The organism is Arthrobacter sp. MDT2-34-1 (assembly GCF_059091365.1).
Genome location: NZ_JBNHGO010000003.1, coordinates 158471 through 178582, shown reverse-complemented (window position 1 = coordinate 178582; position 20112 = coordinate 158471). Strand labels below are relative to the sequence as shown.

At 68.4% G+C, this 20112-nt stretch carries 16 protein-coding genes and 2 riboswitches; of the genes, 8 read left to right on the top strand and 8 right to left on the bottom strand.

Going from position 1 to position 20112, the window contains the following annotated elements; translation table 11 throughout:
• Nucleotides 1–12 precede the first annotated feature (12 nt).
• The 3 genes from AC5RVV_RS14215 to AC5RVV_RS14205 all read right to left on the bottom strand — a co-directional run bounded on the left by AC5RVV_RS14215 (nucleotide 13) and on the right by AC5RVV_RS14205 (nucleotide 4250).
• Complete coding sequence (locus AC5RVV_RS14215; RefSeq protein WP_494002042.1) at nucleotides 13–1476, bottom strand: APC family permease; 1464 nt, start codon at nucleotides 1474–1476, stop codon at nucleotides 13–15.
• Between the two features lie 14 nt (nucleotides 1477–1490).
• Entirely contained in the window at nucleotides 1491–2816 is a 1326-nt protein-coding gene (locus AC5RVV_RS14210; RefSeq protein ID WP_494002041.1) for an acyl-CoA dehydrogenase family protein, read from the bottom strand.
• 195 nt (nucleotides 2817–3011) lie between these two features.
• Nucleotides 3012–4250 (bottom strand): acyl-CoA dehydrogenase family protein, encoded by a 1239-nt coding sequence (locus tag AC5RVV_RS14205; RefSeq protein WP_494002040.1) that lies wholly within the window; start codon nucleotides 4248–4250, stop codon nucleotides 3012–3014.
• A 75-nt stretch (nucleotides 4251–4325) separates the two neighbouring features.
• A riboswitch (SAM riboswitch) is annotated at nucleotides 4326–4440 on the bottom strand.
• A 326-nt stretch (nucleotides 4441–4766) separates the two neighbouring features.
• On the opposite strand from AC5RVV_RS14205, the gene AC5RVV_RS14200 reads away from it, so the two are divergent.
• Entirely contained in the window at nucleotides 4767–5723 is a 957-nt protein-coding gene (locus tag AC5RVV_RS14200; RefSeq protein WP_494002039.1) for a zinc-binding dehydrogenase, read from the top strand.
• A 63-nt stretch (nucleotides 5724–5786) separates the two neighbouring features.
• Here AC5RVV_RS14200 and AC5RVV_RS14195 read toward each other — a convergent pair whose 3' ends face one another.
• Both AC5RVV_RS14195 and AC5RVV_RS14190 read right to left on the bottom strand, forming a co-directional pair.
• Nucleotides 5787–6203, bottom strand: a complete 417-nt coding sequence (locus tag AC5RVV_RS14195; protein WP_494002038.1) for a CoA-binding protein — start codon at nucleotides 6201–6203, stop codon at nucleotides 5787–5789.
• A gap of 138 nt (nucleotides 6204–6341) precedes the next feature.
• The gene (locus AC5RVV_RS14190; protein WP_494002037.1) at nucleotides 6342–7694 is read right to left on the bottom strand and encodes an alpha/beta hydrolase; all 1353 of its coding nucleotides are present in this window, start codon (nucleotides 7692–7694) and stop codon (nucleotides 6342–6344) included.
• A 66-nt stretch (nucleotides 7695–7760) separates the two neighbouring features.
• Between AC5RVV_RS14190 and AC5RVV_RS14185 the strand changes: the two genes are divergently transcribed.
• Nucleotides 7761–8303: a helix-turn-helix domain-containing protein gene (locus AC5RVV_RS14185; RefSeq protein ID WP_494002036.1), complete on the top strand. Its 543-nt coding sequence runs from the start codon at nucleotides 7761–7763 to the stop codon at nucleotides 8301–8303.
• Between the two features lie 169 nt (nucleotides 8304–8472).
• Here the strand turns inward: AC5RVV_RS14185 and AC5RVV_RS14180 are convergent, their stop codons facing one another.
• Nucleotides 8473–8838: a VOC family protein gene (locus tag AC5RVV_RS14180; protein WP_494002035.1), complete on the bottom strand. Its 366-nt coding sequence runs from the start codon at nucleotides 8836–8838 to the stop codon at nucleotides 8473–8475.
• A gap of 361 nt (nucleotides 8839–9199) precedes the next feature.
• On the opposite strand from AC5RVV_RS14180, the gene AC5RVV_RS14175 reads away from it, so the two are divergent.
• The 4 genes from AC5RVV_RS14175 (at nucleotide 9200) to acs (ending at nucleotide 14163) form a co-directional block, all read left to right on the top strand.
• Nucleotides 9200–10039, top strand: a complete 840-nt coding sequence (locus AC5RVV_RS14175; RefSeq protein WP_494002034.1) for an ABC transporter ATP-binding protein — start codon at nucleotides 9200–9202, stop codon at nucleotides 10037–10039.
• 106 nt (nucleotides 10040–10145) lie between these two features.
• On the top strand, nucleotides 10146–11189 hold the full coding sequence (locus AC5RVV_RS14170) for an aliphatic sulfonate ABC transporter substrate-binding protein (protein WP_494002033.1): 1044 nt from the start codon (nucleotides 10146–10148) through the stop codon (nucleotides 11187–11189).
• Nucleotides 11189–12112: an ABC transporter permease gene (locus tag AC5RVV_RS14165; protein WP_494002032.1), complete on the top strand. Its 924-nt coding sequence runs from the start codon at nucleotides 11189–11191 to the stop codon at nucleotides 12110–12112. Before AC5RVV_RS14170 ends, AC5RVV_RS14165 begins: the two co-directional genes overlap by 1 nt.
• Nucleotides 12088–14163, top strand: a complete 2076-nt coding sequence (acs, locus tag AC5RVV_RS14160; RefSeq protein WP_494002031.1) for an acetate--CoA ligase — start codon at nucleotides 12088–12090, stop codon at nucleotides 14161–14163. The genes AC5RVV_RS14165 and acs overlap by 25 nt, the downstream gene beginning before the upstream one ends.
• 196 nt (nucleotides 14164–14359) lie before the next feature.
• Here the strand turns inward: acs and AC5RVV_RS14155 are convergent, their stop codons facing one another.
• Both AC5RVV_RS14155 and malQ read right to left on the bottom strand, forming a co-directional pair.
• The gene (locus tag AC5RVV_RS14155) at nucleotides 14360–15301 is read right to left on the bottom strand and encodes an endonuclease domain-containing protein (RefSeq protein ID WP_494002030.1); all 942 of its coding nucleotides are present in this window, start codon (nucleotides 15299–15301) and stop codon (nucleotides 14360–14362) included.
• Between the two features lie 88 nt (nucleotides 15302–15389).
• Nucleotides 15390–17591, bottom strand: coding sequence for a 4-alpha-glucanotransferase (malQ, locus tag AC5RVV_RS14150; protein WP_494002029.1), 2202 nt, complete (start codon nucleotides 17589–17591; stop codon nucleotides 15390–15392).
• 323 nt (nucleotides 17592–17914) lie between these two features.
• Nucleotides 17915–18009: riboswitch (SAM riboswitch) on the top strand.
• A gap of 92 nt (nucleotides 18010–18101) precedes the next feature.
• Between malQ and AC5RVV_RS14145 the strand changes: the two genes are divergently transcribed.
• Together AC5RVV_RS14145 and AC5RVV_RS14140 are read left to right on the top strand one after the other, a co-directional pair.
• A complete protein-coding gene (locus tag AC5RVV_RS14145) occupies nucleotides 18102–19577 on the top strand; it encodes an O-acetylhomoserine aminocarboxypropyltransferase/cysteine synthase family protein (RefSeq protein WP_494002028.1) in 1476 nt (491 codons plus the stop codon).
• Complete coding sequence (locus AC5RVV_RS14140; protein ID WP_494002027.1) at nucleotides 19574–20071, top strand: CoA-binding protein; 498 nt, start codon at nucleotides 19574–19576, stop codon at nucleotides 20069–20071. The genes AC5RVV_RS14145 and AC5RVV_RS14140 overlap by 4 nt, the downstream gene beginning before the upstream one ends.
• Nucleotides 20072–20112: the final 41 nt, after the last annotated feature.

Genomic DNA, 20112 nt, shown 5'->3' with positions numbered 1-20112 from the left:
GCGGGGTAAGAATCACGACGCCGGGGCGGAGCCGGCTTTGACCTGCGGACGCTTCCATCCCGCCACCGCTCCGGCCCCCAGGCAGACAAGGATCAGGACGACGACGGCGATGGCCAGCGGCACACTGTTGCCGACCAGGGTGGGCAGGTTCTGCAGGATCAGGCCCAGGATGGCCAGCAGCCCGAGGAGTCCGAGAGCCGGTGCGACGGAGCGCTTCCAGTCGCGGGCCGGTGCGCCCTGCAGGCGGAAGAAGACCAGCACCGCGATGCTGGTGAGCGTCATCAGCACCACCACGCCCAGGGAGGCGAAACCGGCAAACCAGGTGTAGAACTGCACGATCGGGTCCCAGCCGGCCACGACGGCTGCCAGCAGGAACAGGGCCACCACTCCGGTCGAAGCGGCCGAGGCCAGATGTGGCGAGTGGTGCCGGGTGTGCGTGCCGGCCAGCTTGGCGGGGAAAATGCCCTGTCCGGCGATCTGGAAGAAATAGCGTGAGCTGATGTTGTGCAGGGACAGGATGCAGGCGAACAGGCTGCTGGCCAGCAGTACCTGGATGACGTGGCTGCCCGCGGTTCCGAGGTAGAGCGCGGTAGTCTCCGAGAGCAAGGTGCCGGGCGCCTCCGTGGCCTTTTGGACGATGCCCTCGTCGCCCCACACGCTGATCAGCAGCCAGCTGGAGAGCGCGTAGAAGCCGCCCACCACGATGAGGGCGACATAGGTGGCGCGCGGGATCGTCTTGTCCGGGTCGCGTGCCTCGTCGCGGAACACGGCGGTGGCCTCGAAGCCAATGAAACTCAGGATGGCGAACAACAGCGCGATGCCGGGCGCCCCGGACAGCACGGTGGACGGGGTGACGAACCCGGTGGACAGGCCCTCGCGGCCGCCGCCGCCAAAAATTACGGCAGCGTCCAAAACCAGCACGATCAGCACCTCGGCGACCAGCAGTACCCCCAGCACCTTGCCGGAGAGCTCGATGTTGCGGTGGCCCAGCCAGGCGACGGCGGCCAGGGCGGCAGCGGCCCATGCCCACCATGGCAGTGCCGGCCCGCCGTAGGCGCGGACCACATCGTCGACGGCCGGCGCCAGCAGGCCGAAGACGCCGGCTTCCAGCGCGAGGTACGAGAGCAGGGCCACGAAGGCCGCCCCCAGGCCAGCCCTGCGGCCGAGGCCTTTGTCGACGTAGCTGAAGAACGCGCCGGCCGTTGGCACGTGCGGTGTCATGGTGGTGAAGCCGACGGCAAACAACAGCAGGATGGCCATGGCCAGCAGGTAGATGAAGGGAAGGCCGGCGCCGTTGCCGCTGACGATGGCCAGCGGGACGGTTCCGCCGATGACTCCCAGCGGCGACGCGGCCGCCAGCACGATGAGCACGATGCTGGCGACGCCCAGCCGGCCGGAGAGCCGCGGTGCACCGGCATTGGCGGCCGCGGCGGCCGCGCGTGCGGCGAGGATTGGGTTATTGACGGATACAGACATGGTTTGGCTTCTTCCTAGAGGGCCGCGGAGCGGGCGGCTTGGCTGTTTGGACGGGCGCCGTCGCTCTGTGGCTGACGCGTGACGTCGGTGGGTGACTGACTGGCGCCGTCGCTCTGTGGCTGACGCGCGGCGTCGGCATTGGCCTCGCCAATCGACCAGACGTACGGGGGCTCGGCGCCGTTGACTTCCCAGTCACCGACGATCCGCGCCTTGTAGATGAACGGGTTGTGGGTGGCGACTGTGCGGGCGTTGCGCCAGTGCCGGTCCAGCGCCTTGCCGGTGCTGGTGGAGGAGGCGCCGAGCGCGTTGAAGAGGGCGCCCGCGGCGTCCGGGACCAAGGCGCTGAGCACAATCTGCGCCCGGCCCGATTCCAGTTCGACGGCGATGTTGGCCGCCTTCTCGGCATCGGCGCCTGACTGCCGCGAGGCAAAGACGCGGTCCAGGCTGCGGGCAACGCCGAGGGTGGTTGCCTTCGCGGCATAGGATGTGGCGCTGATTTCGCCGACCACTTGGAGGACCTGCGCGTCGTGCCGGACCAGCGGGGCGTTTCCGTGGCCGAACACCCGCTTGCGGTCCCGCACGTTCTCTGCGGCTTCGCTGGTGACGCCCTGGGCGATGCCGGCCAGAGTCACCAGCAGGATGTGCTGGTAGAGCGCCGTCTGGTACGGGAAGCGGTCGGCGAAGGCGGACACGTTGGCCGGGTCCACCACCGCGTCGGTAAACACGGTGGTGCCGCTGCCGGTGAGCCGCTGGCCGAAACCGTCCCAGTCGTCGAAGGTTTCCACGCCCGGCGTCTTGGTGGAGATGATCACCGAGACATCGGAGCCGTCCGGGCGCTTGGCGGTGACATCGATCCAGTCCGAGAAGATGGTGCCGGTGGTGTAGAACTTGCGGCCGTTCAGCAGCAGCTTGCCGCCGGTCTCGGACAGCACGGTGGCGGTTCCCCCGGCGCCCGGTTCGGTCCAGGCGTTGCCGGCCAGCTCGCCGGACGCGAAGCGCCGCAGCCAAACACTGCGGTCCGAGGTGCGGCCGTGGTGGTACAGGTTCTCCTCCACCAAGGCAATGTGTGAACGCAGCGCCTGCGGAATGTTGCTGTCCGCGGCGGCCAGCTCGATCAGGAGCCGGGTGAACTCTTCCCAGTCCAGCCCGTCGCCGCCGAACTCGGCCGGAATCCGGGCGGCGCCGAAGCCTGCGTCCTTCAGCCAACCGATCTGGTCAAACGGCAGCTCGCGGGTGAGCTCGCGGCTTAACGCCCCGGCGGCGATGCGCGCGAAGATCGGGCGGTATTTGACGGCCGCGGCGTCGAAGGCCGTGGTGAGGTTGTCGAGTGTTTCAGTCATGGTGGTTCTCCTGGAGGTTCGGCCCTGAGGGCGTCAGATGTGCCCGCAGGTTGCGGGCAGTGGTGATGAGGTGCCCGGGTTGGGGGCAGGGGTGATCGGGCCCTGCGGGTTGGGGGCAGCGGTGGGCCCCGCTGATGGCGGCAGTCATGAGGTGACCCGCGGGCTGCGGCCAGAGCGGGCGGCGTCCTGCTCGGCTCAGGTGTAGAGCGAAATCGGCTGGACGTCGCCGAGCAGGTAGTTGGCGCCGACCTCGACCTTCTTGTAGTCGACAGGGTCGTGCAGGGTGTGCGTGCGGATGTTGCGCCAGAAAATGTCCAGCCCGACCTCGGTTTTAGCGGAGGACGAGCCGGTGGTCTCGAAGATCCGGTTCGCCACGTCCACGCCCACCTCGGTGGACACGACCTTCAGCCGCGCAATCTCGAGCGCGAGGTCCGCCCGGGCTTCCGCGCTCAACTGCGCGCCGGCGGCGATAACGGCGTCGAACCTGGCGTTCGTCCGGTCGGCCAGGGCCTCCACCGCGGCAACCCGCGACACCAGCTCGCCGTAGACCCGCTGGGTCAGCGGGTCCTGGGCATAGGTCTCCTGCTTGCTGAGGAACCACGAGTTCCGGCGCGCCAGCGTGATCCGGCGCCCGCGGTCCAGCGCCCCCTGCGCGATGCCCAGGTAGAGGTTGCCGAAGGCCAGCTGGATGTACGGGGTGACCAGGGTGGAGAAAGGCTCCTCCCCCACCTCGCCGATGATGTCCGCGGCGGTGACCTGCACGCCGTCGTACTTCACCGAACCACTGGCCGAGAGCCGCTGGCCGAGCGCATCCCAGTCCCCGAGGTATCCGATGCCCGTTCGGTCATGCTCGAGCGCGAGGGCCAGGAACTTGCCCTGCTCGGGTCCGGCCGCGATCACGGCGTTGACCAGGATGGCGTCGCCGACGGAAGCACCGGTGGAGAAGTGCTTGGTGCCGTTCAGCCGGAAGCCATCGCCGTCGGGAACCAGTTCCAGATTCGGGTCCACCGGGTTCACGGAGTCGCCCCAGGACCAGCGGCCCCGCGCGGAGCGGCGGAGCAGTCGTTCCTGAACCTGCGCATCACCGTAGAACACGACGGCGCCCAGGTTGGCGTAGTGGTAACCGAGTATCTGCGCGATCGACGCGTCGGTGCGGGCCAGGATGCGCACGGCGTGCAGCGCGCTTTCCCAATGCCCGCCCTCGCCGCCCCATTCGGCCGGGATAATCAGGTTGAGCAGGCCGGAGTTGCGCAGCAGCTCCACCTCGGCGTGCGGGTCGGCGTTGCGTCGGTCGCGCTCCAGCACGTCCAGGGCCAGCGCGGCGGCAACGCCTTCGGCTATCTGCTGCCAATGGGCCAGTTCCTCGGCGGTAGCCTGTCCGCTCCACGGGGATCGGCGGGTTTGCGGGTTGTTGTCGGTCACGACGGCGGTCATGTTGGCTCCTCACGGCGGGGCTCCCGCCTGGGCCGCGGCGCAGCAACCGTCACGGTTTGAGGCGCAGCCCGGAGGGGGCCGTACTTGCCGGGCACGGTGTTGTGCGCGGCCGGATCCTCATCTGGGGCACCCCGCTACGGGAGAGGGTTGCCGCCCAACCAGCCAGAGCTTGTCGTTGGGACTCTTGATCTTGGAGTCGAGTATGCCGGGGCCGATCCGGCGCAGGGAAGCACGTGACAGGCCGTGACATTCTGCTGCCGTTTGTTACGGAATCCGCTTCGGATGACGACGACGCCCCGTCGCCCCGCCCGGCTCCACGGGCTGGGGCTGCACGCTTCCGCCCGGCTCCGCGGGCCGGGGCTGCAGACTTCCGCCCGGCGCATTGAGCCGGGTGCAACCCTCTGTGCGGCTGTCCCCTACTGGCCTGGTTACGAGGGGACTACCGTGGAGGTGCACTGCCAATATGGCCGGGCCGGGACGGGCACCGTCCGCTGGCCGTCGTACGGGAGGTTCATCATGAAGGCATGGCAATTTGTCGGCACGAAGAAGCCGCTGGAGCTTAATGAGGTTCAGGAACCCCACGCTGGCCCCGGTGAAGTGGTCGTCGACGTCAAGGCGTCGGGGGTCTGTCACTCGGACGTCTCGACGCTCGATGATCCGGGATGGATGGCGCTGTTCCAGCACGGCCTGCCCCGCACCATGGGCCATGAATCCGCCGGCGTTATCAGCGAGGTCGGCGAGGGCATGGACCATTGGAAGATTGGCGACCGCGTAGGCCTCTCTCCGGTGATGTCGGACGGGGACGCATTGGGTTACGGGAAGTGGGATGGAGGCTTCGCCGCCAAGCTTCGCGCGACCGACGACAATCTCGTCGCCCTGCCCGACGAAGTGCCGTTCGACCTCGGCGCCATGGCGACCGACGCCGGCTTGACCGCCTACCATGCCATGATGGCGGTCGGCGGGGCTAAGAACGGCATGAAGGTCGGCGTCATCGGCCTGGGCGGACTGGGCTACATCGGTGCACGCTGTGCCGCGTTGGTCGGCGCCGAGGTGTACGGCGCCGAGGTCAATCCGGAAACCCAGAAACTGGCCGACGAGATCGGATTGGCTGGCGTCGGCGCCTCGATCGAAGAGTTCAAGGACAAGAACCTGGAGCTGATCGTGGACTACGCCGGCTTCGGCACCACGACCTCGGCTGCCATCGAAACACTCGCGGAGTTCGGCACCCTGGTTCAGGTGGGCATGGGCCGGTTGGAATCGACCATCAATACGTACCCGATCATCATCAACCAGCTCACCATCAGGGGCTCAAAGTCCGGTACCAAGGAGGATCTTGCCGGCATCTACGAGCTGATGAAGAGCGGTCAGCTCAAGCCACCCATGAACCACATCAAGCATGCCGACATTCCCGGCGCAATCGACAAGCTTCGCGAGGGAGGTGTCGTCGGCCGCTTCATTGCTGTGTACGAGTGATGCGGGGACTCGAGGCGGCCGTCCGAAGGCGGGGCAGGGCTGACCGCAGCCCGTGAGCTGCTGTTATAAACCGAAGCGCGGGGCCTCGATGGCCGGGCAGGTATCCATGACGACGTCCAGCCCGGCCGCCTTGGCCTTTTCCGCGGCGGCTTCGTCGATCACGCCCAGCTGGAGCCACACCGCCTTGGCACCGACTTCGATGGCCTGGTCCACCACCGGGCCGACCTTCTGCGAGTTCACGAAGCAGTCCACCACGTCGATATCGCCGGGAATGTCCCCGAGCTTTTGGTAACCGGTCAGGCCGAGGACGTCGTCGCCCTGCAGGTTGACGGGGACGACTTCCATGTCCAGCTGGTCCATCAGGTACCGGGAGATGCGCATGGCCACCCGGTGCGGGTTCGTGGACAGGCCGACGACGGCCCAGCGGCCGGGGGTTTCCAGCAGCCGCCGGACGACTTCAGGGTCATTCTGGTGTGCCATGGCTCGACCCTACCCGCGACTCTTCGGCACCGGAACCGCCGCTGGCCCTCTCCCCCTCAGCCGCCCTCATCGAGGAGTGGGCAGACGCCCTTAAACCGTCGGTTTAAGGGCGTCAGCTGAACAGTCGATGGTTTGGGGCTAGCCGGCCAACCGGGCCGCCGCTGCGTCGGCGTGCTCCGCCACCCAGTTCCCCACCAGTTCCAGCACTTCAGCGTCCACGGGCTCGCGGATCTGGCGCTTGTAGTCGGAGAGGGTCGGAACCTTCGGGTCGCGGCGCAGCAGGTGCGACAGGTCCTCGATCTTCCTCGTGGTCACCGGGCCGGGGACGGTGGCCGCGATGATGTCCAGGTCGGCCGAGTCCACCTGCACGTCCTTGGCGCCCGTGATGGCCAGCACAGGCATGTGCAGGCGCTCCAAGTTCGGAACGGGGTCGAAGTCGAGGAACTCCCGATGCCAGAGCGCATTGATCTTACGGCCCTTCATGCGCACCACGTCCTCGGTGGTGGCCCGAAGCTTTTCCACCGACTTCGCCTGCACCCTGACCAGGTCCTGGCGGAAAAGCTTCAGCAGCAAGCGCGGGAAGGCGGGCAGCGAGTCGCTGATCTGGGCCGTCTGCCACCTGCCTGTCTCAAAGCCTGTCTGCGCCGAGGCTGAAAGCAGCACAGCCCCGTCCACCCGGGTACCGGGCTCTGCCGCCACGGCCGCCGCGTGGTAGCTGCCTTCGCTGTGGCCGACCAGGAATACCGGGAGGCCCGCGGCCTTCCGGGCGGCCATCCAGCGGAGGGCGGCCGCGGCGTCGTCGGTGTTCTGACGGAAGCCGGCCGCCCAGAAGGTGCCTTCCGAGTCGCCGGTACCGCGCTTGTCGTAGCGCAGGGAAGCGATTCCGTGGCCGGCAAGTGCCGTCGCCAAGTCACGGCTGATGCCCAACGGCATCCGTTTGTGGTCGGCATTGCTGTCGATCGGTCCCGAGCCCGGCAGGATCAGCGCGGCGCCGCGGACCGTTCCGGCCGGTTCAGCCCAGGTTCCCGTCAGCTGAACGGTCCCGGACGAAAAGCTGACCACTTCTTCGGTGAACGCCTGACCGGCGGGCAGGCCGGCGGCCTTCCGGATCCGGGCCGCAACATCCTCGGCATCGGGAAGCGACACGACCACCCGGGCGTACTTTTGCCCGTCCAGGTCAAGCTGCACTGCCGGGGTGCCGCGGCGGGCGACGGCGAGGGTCTTGCCGCGGCCGCGCCACGTTCCCACCCGAGTCCGTCCCGGGATCGCAAGCCCGGGAGCCCGCAGGCCGTGGACGCCGTCGAACGCATCCGCGAGCACCCGGACGGAGGTCACCGCGGACAGCGGGAATCGCTGGTCGCCGAGCAGCCCCGCAACTTTCTCGAACCGGTCCAGCTCCAGCAGAACCTCCTTGTTCTCCACCACTATCGCCGCCACCGCGCCTCCCTTCGGGTCGTTTATTGCTCGTGTCTTGGTCGTTTGGTCGCCCACTGGGTTACCGGACAGTACGATTATTATCAGTTGTAGGAACAATGTCAACTGTGAGAACATGGAGCCATGTCCTCCTCACAGAGCGCCGACCTGATCCTGCACCCCGTACGCCTGCGGATCGTCCAGACGCTGCTGGGCAACCGTGAGCTGACCACGGCGGAGATCTCCGCCGAACTCCCCGACGTTCCCACCGCGACGCTTTACCGGCACATAGGCACCCTCTCCAAGGCCGGCGTGCTGGCGGTGGCCCAGGAGAGGCCGGTTCGCGGCACCACCGAACGCACCTTTCGACTGGACGTGGCCAGGAGTTCAGTGGCCGAGGACGATCTGGCGTCCATGACGGCCGATGACCACCGGCGCGGCTTCATGGCCTTCGCGGCCGGGCTGCTGGGGGCCTTCGACCAATACATCGCCGGCGGGAATCCGGACTTCGTGCGCGACGGGGCCGGTTACCGGCAGACCGCCCTCTGGATGACGGACGAAGAGTTCGAGGATTTCACTTCCGCCATCAGGGCTGCCGCAGAGAAGGTGGCGGCCAACGGCCCTGAAGAGGGGCGGCACCGCCGTTTGTTCTCCACGGTCCTCATCCCGGCGGATCCGCCCGCCTGACTGACCGCCCCGCCGGGCCCGCACCGGGAGCAACGTCCACATCGGCGGCACATGGGCGGGAGGAGACGGCGGCGTCGTCGGCTGGCTATGAAAGGAGGCAGCGACGCCGGCGACACCCTAGCGAACGGGGGCATCGCCGTCGTGATGACCCCGAGAGGGCGGGCCGGCGTTACGCGTCCCAGCAGAGGCAGAAGGGGTGTCCGGCGGGGTCGGCGTACACCTGGAACCCCGAGGCGGACGCCGGGTCATCGGCCGGCTTCAGCAGCTTGGCACCCAGGGACGTCGCCTGTTCATGGGCGGCCGCGAGATCGTCTATGTAGAGGTCCAGGTGGATCTGCTGCGGCGTCCCGTCCGGCCAGTCGGGCGGAATGTGGTTGGGCGCAAGCTGGAATCCCAGCCGCGATTCGCCGTCCACCATGACCGTGTGCCAGTCGTCTTCGGCCTCGACCGTCCCGTCCAAGAGGCCGGCCCAGAAGGTGCTCTCCGCCGCGAGGTCGGCGGCGTCGAACACGATGATCTGTCTGCTGATTTTCATGCGGTCATCCTGCCACTGAGCCGAAGTTGCGTCCATGGTTAGCGGGGATGCGCCTGTTTCCCCGGCGGGTTCCCCCACGAGTGGTTCCCGTCTTTGTTACGGCAGATTGTCATTCCGCCTTTGTTACGGGTCATTATTACGGGCAGTTTGCCGGGAGCCCTGCCCGTGCCGTTTAGTTGGTGGTGACCATCCCGAGCGGCCGAGAGACCTGGATCGACGACGCCGCAGCAACCCTGGTCATCGGAAGCCCACCCAGGCTGCCGGTGATAACGAGGTGACAAGCCACGGGTACGGCCGGCGATTGCCGGGCCGCACGGCTTGATCCGTAGGGTGCTACTGCCAGGATCGATGGAGTGATCCCATGACTGCCGTACTGTCGTCGTCCCGCCACGCGGCTCCCGTTGCCGCTGCACCCGCGGCCCGTTCCGACTCCGCGCTGGCCGTTTCCTTTCGCGCCCTGAACCGCACCTTCGGCACGGGAGCACAGGCCCACACCGTGCTGCGCGACGTGAACTTCGAGGTCCGTCCCGGCGAGGTGCTGGCCATCCTGGGCCCGTCAGGCTGCGGCAAGTCCACCTTGCTCCGCGCCACCGCAGGCCTCGACGCGCCCAGCGCCGGCGCCGTGGAAATCGACGGCACACCGGTCCAGGGCATCGACTCCCGCTGCGCCGTCGCGTTCCAGGAACCCCGGCTGCTGCCGTGGCACACCCTGCAGGCCAACGTGGCCATCGGCCTGCCCAAGAGCTCCAGCGCCAAGCAGGGCAAGTCCAAGGTCGCTCGGCTGCTGGACCTGGTCGGGCTGGCCGCCTTCGCCAAGCACCGGCCGCGCGAGGTCTCCGGCGGCATGGCCCAGCGGGCATCCCTGGCCCGGGCCCTGGCCCGCAATCCGGGCGTGCTGTTGCTGGACGAACCGTTCGGCGCGCTGGACGCCCTGACCCGGATCAAGATGCAGGACCTGCTGCTCGATATCCACGCGGCGGAACCCACCACCGTGCTGCTGGTGACCCACGACGTGGACGAGGCCCTGCAACTGGCGGACAGGATCATCGTGCTCGGCACGGAAGAAGGCCGCGACGACGACGGCGCCACGATCGTGCGCACCGTCGACGTTCCCGGCAGCCGCCCGCGGGACCGCGGTTCGGTCGAGTTGGCCCGAATGCGCCGCTCGCTGCTCGAAAGCCTCGGCGTCGACGGCCATTAGGGCCGCCCTCGCCACCCACAAATCACGCAATGCCTGGGCCGTTCGCGCCCGAAAGTCATCCGTAGCGGAATTTCTCCTGTTCCGCACCCCGTCCAAAGGAACCACCATGTCTCTTGCCAGCCGTTTCTCCCGCCGCCCGCTCCTCGGCGCTGCCGCCGTTGCCGCCACCGTCTCGCTGGCCCTGACCGGCTGCGTTGCCGGTGAGGATTCCGAAGCCACCGCGGCCCAAGGCGGCGGCGATGGCGTGCTCAACATCGACTTCGCCACCTACAACCCGCTGAGCCTGGTCATCAAGGAAAAGGGCTGGCTGGAGGCCACCCTTGCCGACGACGGCGTCGAGGTGAACTGGGTGCAGTCGGCCGGTTCCAACAAGGCCAACGAGGCGCTGCGCTCCGGAGCGGTCGACGTCGGATCCACCGCCGGTTCCGCGGCGCTGCTGGCCCGTGCCAACGGCTCGCCGATCAAGACCATCAGCCTCTACTCGCAGCCGGAATGGGCCGCCCTGGTGGCGTTGCCCGACTCCGGCATCGAGTCCGTCGAGGACCTCAAGGGCAAGTCCGTGGCCGCCACCAAGGGCACTGACCCCTACTTCTTCCTGCTCCAGTCGCTGGAAGAGGCCGGCCTCTCCGCCGACGACGTCACCGTCGAGAACCTGCAGCACGCCGACGGTTTGACCGCGCTGAAGCAGGGCTCGGTCGACGCCTGGTCCGGCCTGGATCCGATCATGGCCGGCGCCGAACAAGACGGCGCCGAACTGTTCTACCGGAACCTGGACTTCAATACCTACGGCTTCCTGAACGCTACCGAGTCCTTCCTGGAGGAGGAACCGGAGGTCGCCCAGGCCGTGGTGAACGCGTACGAGAAGGCCCGAGCCTGGGCCGCCGAGAACCCGGAGGAAACCGCCCAGATCCTCGCCGATGTCGCCGGCCTGGACCTCGAGGTCGCCAACAAGGTGATCGCAGAGCGCGGCAACCTAAACGTTGAAGCGGCCCCGGGCGAGAAGCAGCGCGCGGTGCTGGCGAAGGTCGGCCCGGCGTTCGTCGAGACCGGAGACGTGAAGAGCCAGGCCGACATCGACGACGCCCTCGCCACCCTGCTCGACGACTCGCTGGTGAAGAAGGCCGATCCGTCGGCCATCAAGGAATCCTGATGACGCACCTCGGCAATCCCGGAGCATCCGGCGCCAGCGTTTACGCCACTAGCCAGGAAGGCCTCGCGGCCACCGGCGTCCTCAAAACCGCAAGCGTGCCGCGGCCGAACCAGGACGGCCCCTCACCCCAGCAGTCCCCCGCCAACGGTTGGTCCCCGACCGGGGTGCTCGGCAACGGCTGGGCACGCCTGCTCCTTGGCCTGCTGCTGCCCGCCGCCCTGCTCGCCGCCTGGCAGTGGAGCACCTCCGCCGGCCTGTTCAGCTCGGTCCAACTGCCGGCACCGGCGGCCGTCGTCGAGGCCGCGGTCGACCTGATCCAGCGCGGAGAACTGGCCCAGCACGTGGCCATCTCCACGCAGCGCGTGCTGCTCGGCTTCGTCTTCGGCGCCGCCCTCGGCCTGGTCTTCGGCGCGCTGATCGGGCTGTCCAAGGTGGCCGATGTGCTGCTCTCCCCCACCATCGGGGCGCTGCGCGCGGTGCCGTCGCTGGCCTGGGTGCCGCTGCTGATCCTGTGGATGAAGATCGGCGAGGACTCCAAGGTCACGCTGATCCTGATCGGCGCGTTCTTCCCCGTGTTCACCACCGTCTCGCTGGCGCTGCGGCACGTGGACAAGAACCTGGTGGAAGCCGGCCGCGCGTTCGGGCTGAAGGGCGTGAAGCTGCTGACCACCGTGCAGTTGCCGGCCGTGGTGCCCGCCGTGTTCTCCGGCCTGCGGCTGGCCTTGGCACAGGCGTGGCTGTTCCTGGTGGCGGCGGAACTGATCGCCTCCTCCATGGGCCTGGGTTTCCTGCTCACGGATTCGCAGAACAACGGCCGCACCGACCGGCTGTTGCTGGCCATCGTCCTGTTGGCCATCATCGGCAAGATCACCGACGCGCTCCTGGGAGTCGCGGAGAAATGGGCAGTCAAGAGATGGGCATAGAAGTAGCCGAAACCGCCGGCGGCCGCCGCGCCGCCGGGAGCACCGCCGTCGTCGGTCCGGAAGGGCCGGCGCCGTACCGCGACCGGGTGACCGAATGGCCGGAGCCGCAGACCGAGGCCGAGCGGATTGAGTTCTGGGAGCGCGCGGCGGCCCGGCTTCAGTGGGCCGAGCCGTGGCACACCGCGCACTCCGCCACCTCCGTGGACAGCGCCGCGCGGCGGGGGCCCGAGCTGCGCTGGTTCGACGGCGGCACGCTGAACGCCGCGGTCAACTGCGCCGACCGTCACGTCGAAGCCGGCTTGGGCGATAAGGTGGCGCTGCACTTCGAGGGCGAGCCCGGCGACCGCCGGACGGTGACCTACCGCGAGCTTCAGGAGCTGGTCTCGCAGGCCGCCAACGCGCTGCTGGCGCTGGGCGTCGGCAAGGGCGACCGCGTGGTCATCTACCTGCCGGTGCTGGTGGAAACCGTCGTGATCACGCTGGCCTGCGCGCGGATCGGGGCGGTGCATTCGCTGGTCTTCGGCGGCTTTTCCGCGGAGGCCCTGAAGTTCCGGGTGGAGGACACCCGCGCCAAACTCCTGGTCACCACCGACGGCCAGTACCGCCGGGGCACCGCCGTCCCGGTCAAGGCCAACGCGGATGCGGCGGTTTCCGGCGAGAACGCGATCGAACACGTGCTGGTGATCAACCGCACCGGCCACACGGACATCAACTGGGTGGAAGGCCGCGACGTGTGGTGGCACGACGTCGTCGAGACCCAGCCGCGCGTCCACGAGGCCGAGGCGTTCGACGCCGAGACGCCGCTGTTCATCATGTACACCTCGGGCACCACCGGCCAGCCCAAGGGCCTGGTCCACACGACCGGCGGCTACCTGACCCAGGCCTCGTTCAGCCACTCGTACCTGTTCAGCAACCCGGACCCGGACGCGCGCGCGGACGACGTGCACTGGTGCACCGCGGACCTGGCCTGGGTCACCGCGCACACCTACGAGATCTACGGGCCGCTGAGCAACGGCGTCACGCAGGTGATTTACGAGGGCGTGCCGAACGCCCCGCACCCCGGCCGGCACTTCGAGGTCATCGAGCGCTACGGCGTGACCAGTTACTACACCGCGCCCACGCTGGTCCGGTCGCTGATGGGCTGGTTCCCCGACGGCATTCCGGCCCAGTACGACCTGAGCTCCATCCGCCTGTGCGGCACGGTGGGCGAGGCCGTGAACCCGGAGGCCTGGCGCTGGCTGCGCACCCAGGTGGGGCGGGATTCGCTGGTCGCCGGGGACCCCTCGTCGGGCGTGCCGATGGTGGATACCTGGTGGCAGTCGGAGACCGGGGCCACCGTGCTCTCGCCGCGCCAGACCGATGCGTCCTTCAAACCCGGCTGCGCCACCCGCGCCTTGCCGGGGCTGGCCACGGACATCGTGGACGACGGCGGCGCCCGGGTGGGTGCCGGGGAGCAGGGCAACATTGTGGTCACCAGCACCGGGCCGGCGATGGCCCGGACCGTGTGGGGCAACCCGGAACGCTACTTCACGTCCTACTGGGAAAAGTATGCGGCGCAGGGCTGGTTCCTGGCCGGCGACGGCGCCCGCTTCGACGCCGACGGCGACACCTGGATCCTGGGCCGGACCGACGACGTCATCAACATCTCGGGGCACCGGCTGTCCACGATCGAGATCGAGTCCGCGCTGGTCTCACACCCGGCGGTGGTGGAGGCCGGCGTCTGCCCGACCTACGACGCCAAGACCGGGCATGCCGCCACGGCCTTCGTGGTGCCGCGCGACAAGTCGCTGATCGGGACGAGGGTTGCGGGACCGACGGCCGCGGAGGCCGCAGCCGTAAAGGCCTTGCGGGACCACGTGGCCACGCAGATCGGGCCGATCGCCAAGCCCCGCGACGTGGTGTTCGTCCCCGACGTGCCCAAGACCCGCAGCGGCAAGATCATGCGCCGGCTGCTGACCCAGTTGTTCGAGGGGACGGAGCTGGGCGACACGACCAGCCTGCAGAACGAACCGTGCATCGTGCAGATCCAGGCCATCTGCGCCGCACGGTAAAGTTTTCCGCCTTCACCAGCCGTGCCACCGAGGCCGGCCAAAACTCCCCAGGTTTTGGCCGGCCGCTTGGCGTCACCGGCCGTTCGCTCCCACGTCTCAGCGGAGGCTCACGACGTTTCTCCTAGTCAGGGCGATATGACCCTTCCGAAACGAGGGAAGTTAGTCCTATACGTGGGAGCGAACCCAGGCTGGTCCGTCAGGCCGACCTCCGCAGCATCGTCAGGACCTCCGCGACAACGCGTTCCGGCGCGAAGACCAAGTCTTCGTAAACGTATCTAAGGGTAGGCAGCCCGCTGAGCATGCCCGCATTGTTCCGTCTCCGGTCTTTGAGAAAGGTCGCGCGATCCCAGTGGAAGTCGAATCCGTCCAGCTCAATGATGAGGCAGCCTTCCACCAGCATGTCCACCCGCCCGAGTCCCCGGATCAGCACCTGTGTTTCCACGTGGAGCCCGGCAGCGCGAAAGAGTTCCCGGGCAATGACCTCCAACGGCGAGTCGGCGTCATGGCCTATGCCCTGCACCAACTGCCGCCGCAAGCTGTTTCGTGTTCCCGGCAGACGCTGCATAAGCTCTGCCTTCGAAACCCGTCTTAGGCGTACCGCTGACTCGGCTATAACCAGCGCCTCCAAGCGCGGCCGGCAGCGGATTGCGTGCAGCACACAATCCAGGGTCCCTACGTAACCCCACCTCCCCTCGGCTGCGAGCCTGCCACGGTGCTTGATCACGGTCTCAGGTTGTCTGCCATGGTCCGCCCAGAGATGCAATTGGGGCGGGTCTTTCACTGTCCAGAGTCCCAGCTCCCCGGCGGCCGAGACGCAGGTGATGAGCCCGCCAGCCATCATCGCGATGCGCAGATCGGCATCCGCATTGGCAGTGGCTACTAGCCCCCGTCGAAGGGACGTCACGGCGCCCGACGCGATCGCCACCTTGATCGCATCCGGTCCGATGCCCGCCCGGCGCAGGTCCCTAACGAGGGCTGTTCCTCCTCTTTTCGCCACCCAGTTGGCGATCATTTCGGGAGTCTGCATGTAATCGAGGATGACCGCGCCCTTCGGCCGCCACCATTGCCGGCCCGAAATTGTGGACATCGGATGACCGGCAATGAAAAGCGGCGCCGAACACCTGCGAACGGACTGCATCGCCGGCGCCGAAGACTTCCCGGCCCAGTTGAACCTGCCAGTCCTCCGGCGGGGCCGCGAGAGGCTTCCCGGCTCGGCGTGGACCCGCCTAGTCCTGACGCAGGGCGCGCACCAGCGAGTTGAACCGCTCGTTGGCGGCCAGGTCCTCGATCAGGACCGACGCCCCGTCCGGCCCGGCCAGCGGGATCCGCCAGTTCGGGTATTCGTCGGCGGTGCCCGGCTGGTTCTGGGTCCGAAGCTCCCCCACAGCGTCCGTGAGCGCAACGCCCAGCAGTACCGACGGGGTCTGCGTGATGAACGCGTGCAGCGCCTCGACGGTGCGTTGTTCGGCGGCGGGGCCGGCGCCGTCGTCGTGCTGTGGCGCGGCCGGCACCCGCGAGCGCACCGTGGAGAGCACTGCCTCTTGGGCTGCCTGATCCAAAGCCCGTTCCTCCTCCACGGGCCGGTTCAGCAGGCCCAGCGATTCACGCAACTCCACGTGCTTGCCCGCCAGGTAGCCGGCGGTAGGCGGCAGGTCGTGCGTGGTGACGCTGGTCAGGCAGGAACGGCGGTAGCGCTCGGGTGCGCGGGGGCTGCCGTCCTCGTACTCAAACCACAGGATGGAGGTCCCCAGGATGCCGCGCTCGGCCAGGTAGTCCTGCACGCCCGGCTCGAACACCCCGAGGTCCTCACCAATGACGACGACGCCGGCCCGTTCCGCTTCCAGGGCGAGGATGCCGATCAAGGCCTCGTGATCGTAGTACACGTAGGCGCCTTCGCCGGGAGGGCTGCCGGCGGGAATCCACCACAGCCGGAACAGCCCGAGGATATGGTCCACCCGGATGCCGCCGGCGTGCCGCAGGACGGTCCGCAGCATGTCCCGGTAGGCAACATAGCCGGATTCGGCCAGGCGGTGCGGATGCCACGGGGGCTGTGACCAGTCCTGGCCCTGTTGGTTGAACATGTCCGGCGGCGCGCCCACGGAGATGCCGGGGGTCAGCACATCCTGCAACGTCCAGGCGTCGGCGCCGGTGGGATGGACGCCGACGGCGAGATCGTGCACTATCCCGATGTTCATTCCCGCATCGAGGGCGCTGGCCTGCGCCGCCTCGAGCTGCTCGTCGCACAGCCACTGCAGCCATTGATGGAACTCGATGCGGTCCTTCAGCTCGCTGCGCTGCGCTTCGATGAACACGGCATCCGACCACTCCGGTGCCCCGGCCGGAACAGTTTCGGCCATGGCACACCACAGGGCAAAGCGCTCCAGCCCCTCGCCTTCCTGCGCGCGGAAGGCCTCGAACCGCTGCTGGCGTTCCGCGGACCGGGGCACAGCGAAGACCGTTTCCAGCGCCTGCAGCTTGGCCGCAAAAACCAGGTCGCGGTCCAGGATGCCGGCGTCCAGGTTCGCGTCGTGGAAGTTGTTGGCCAGCGGGATGCCGCGGGCTTCGGGCACGTCCTCGACCCGCAGGTACAGCGGATTGACGAACCGGCGCGTGGAGGGCAGGTAGGGCGAGGGCTCCACCGGCGGTTTCGGCTGGGCCGCGTGCAGCGGGTTGATCAGGACGAAGCCCGCGCCCTTCGCGGCGGCCGTCTCGGCGAGGCTGGCCAAGTCATGCAGGTCACCGATGCCCCACGAGGACCGCGAGCGCACGGAGTACAGCTGTGCCATCAACCCCCACGTCCGGGGCAGGCGGTCCGCGGTGGTCAGGCGCCGCGGGGTGACCACGAGGGCGCACCGCGCCTCGCTGTCGGTTGGCTCCGGGGCCGCGCCGGTTCCGGGCTCCATCGATTCCGACCGGTCCGGGGCCGCGCCGGTCCCGGCCTGCATCACCTCCGGCATTTCCGGGGCCGCGCCGGTCCCGGCCTCCATCGGCTCGGACCGCTCCACGACCTCCAGCGTGTGCCAGCCCAGCGGGATGTCCGCCGGCACCACCGCCGTGAAACGAACAGGCGGGGCACCTTCCGCATCCTCCGACCCGCCGGCCAGCACCTCGACGTCGCGCCGGGAGCCGTCCTCCAGCAGGATCCGGACCCGCGGACGGACGCCGCGCCGCGCATTGACCGGAACCTCGGTGGCAGTGCCTTGGCGGACGACGACGGCGGGCGGCAGCGTGCGCTGCACCGGTGCCAGTTCAGCGGCCCGGAGGGAAGCCGTCACGTCGTCGTCGGTGGCACAGGGGACGCCCAGCGCGGTGAGGACGGAAACCAGCGTTGCCTCACTGACTGTTTTCTCGTCGCCATCCCAGCCGCGGAAGGTAATGCCAACGCCATGTTTTCCCGCGAGGCGCTGCAGCGCCGAAAGTTCAGCCATAGACCCAATCTACGGTGAACTGTCCGGACCCGGGAACGTTCGTCACGCCGGTACGGCGAAGGTCGTGGCTCCGACGCGCGGCGAGCACCGCCGTCGTGCCGGGCATTCGCAGGCCGGACAAACAGCGAGGCGTCGTCCGCAATTCCGAACGTCCAAAGCGTTCGCGAGGCCGGGCGGCGAAGGCGAGCACCGCCGTCGTACCGGGCCGCCGCAAGCCCGGGCAACCGCACGGCGTGCCGCCTCAGGGCCCGGGCGCCCACAGCCCGGACGCAACGCGGCTCAACATTTTTTGGTGCCGCGGCCGTTGGTTGCGAGAATGGACGAGACCATCCCGAGCGGTTGAGAGATCTGGCTCTTTGACACCGCAGCAACCATCCGGACGCCACCGGAAAGGTGCTACCGCCAGAAGCGATGGAGAGAGCGCAAGCAATCTTTGATCCGGACGGTGCCTGCACGGTGCCGCCAGGACCGTCATTCCGGGAACCCAAGTTTTGAAGGAGCAACCGCCTGATGGCTGAACGCACATTCGGTTTCCGCACCCGTGCCCTGCACGCCGGCGGCACGCCCGACGCCGAGCACGGTGCCCGGGCCGTACCGATCTACCAGAGCACGTCGTTCGTGTTCAAAGACACCGACGACGCCGCGAACCTCTTCGCGCTGCAGAAGTACGGCAACATCTACTCCCGCATCGGCAACCCCACGGTCGCCGCGTTCGAGGAGCGCATCGCCTCGCTCGAGGGCGGCATCGGCGCGGTGGCCACATCCTCGGGCATGGCCGCCGAGTTCATCACCTTCGCGGCCCTGGCCGGGGCGGGCGACCACATCGTGGCCTCGTCCAAGCTCTACGGCGGCACCATCACCCAGCTGGACGTGACGCTGCGCCGGTTCGGCGTGGAGACCACGTTCGTCGACTCCAACGACCCGGCCGACTTCGCCGCGGCCATCGGGGAGAACACCAAGGCCGTCTACACCGAGATCGTGGCCAACCCGTCCGGCGACATCGCGGACCTCGCCGGTTTGGCCGCGGTGGCGCACGACGCCGGGCTCCCCCTGGTCGTGGACGCCACCCTGAGCACGCCCTACCTGATCCGCCCGATCGAGCACGGCGCGGACATCGTGATCCACTCCGCCACCAAGTTCCTGGGCGGCCACGGCACCACCCTGGGCGGCGTCGTCGTCGAATCCGGCCGTTTCAACTGGGGCAACGGCAAGTTTCCGCAGATGACCGAGCCGGTGCCCAGCTACGGCAACGTGTCCTGGTGGGGCAACTTCGGCGAGTACGGCTTCCTCACCAAGCTCCGGTCCGAGCAGCTGCGCGACATCGGCCCGTCGCTGTCGGCACAGTCCGCGTTCCAGCTGCTGCAGGGCGTGGAAACGCTGGCGCAGCGGATGGACGAGCACCTGGCCAACGCCCGCACCGTGGCCGAGTGGCTGGAAGCCGACGAGCGCGTCTCTTGGGTCAGCTACGCCGGCCTGCCCGCCCACCCGCATTACGAGCGGGGCCGGAAGTACCTGCCCAAGGGCGTGGGCTCCGTGTTCAGCTTCGGCGTCAAGGGCGGCCGCACCGCGGGCCAGAAGTTCATCGAATCGCTGCAGCTGGCCAGCCACCTGGCCAACATCGGCGACGCCCGCACCCTGGTGCTGCACCCGGGATCGACCACCCACCAGCAGCTCACCGCCGACCAGCTGGTGGCTGCCGGCGTGCCCGAGGACCTGATCCGCATCTCCGTGGGTCTGGAAGACGTGGACGACATTCTCTGGGATTTGGACCAGGCGCTGGCCGCCTCGCAGCAGGCCGGCGCCGAGCACGGCCCCAGCCGCGACCATGAGGACGCCGCGTTCGACAGCTCCGAGTTCGCCTCGCCCAGCTATGCCGGCGAGTCCTGCACGATCCCGGCGGAGCGCTCCCCCCGGACAGAGCCCGGAACGCGCGTAGTCGAGTCCGTCGAAGAACTGATCGAAGCCGAAGAAGGAGCCGCCAAGTGACCGCGACACCGGAACGCACCTGGATCGGCCCGTCCGCCGCGGAGCGTCTGAACATCCTGCGCAACACCAAATCCATCGCCATTGTCGGCGCCTCGGACAAGCCGAGCCGGGCCAGCTACTTCGTGGCCACGTACCTGCTGTCCAGCTCGCCGTACAAGGTGTATTTCGTGAACCCGGTGGCGAAGGAGATCCTGGGTCAGCCGGTGTACAAGTCGCTGGCGGACCTGCCCGAGGTGCCGGACCTGGTGGATGTCTTCCGCAGGCACGACGACCTGCCCACCGTTTTGGAGGAAACCCTGGCCGTCGGCGCCAAGACGCTCTGGCTGCAACTGGGCTCCTGGCACGAGGAGGTCGCGGCCCAGGCCGAGGCCGCCGGCTTGAACGTGGTGATGGACCGCTGCGTGAAGATCGAGCACGCACGCTTCCACGGCGGCCTGCACCTGGCCGGCTTCGACACCGGAGTGATCTCCTCCAAGCGGCAGCTGACCGCCTAGGCGGGCGCGAGGCCGCTTCCCCGACCGGCAGAGCCCCACTG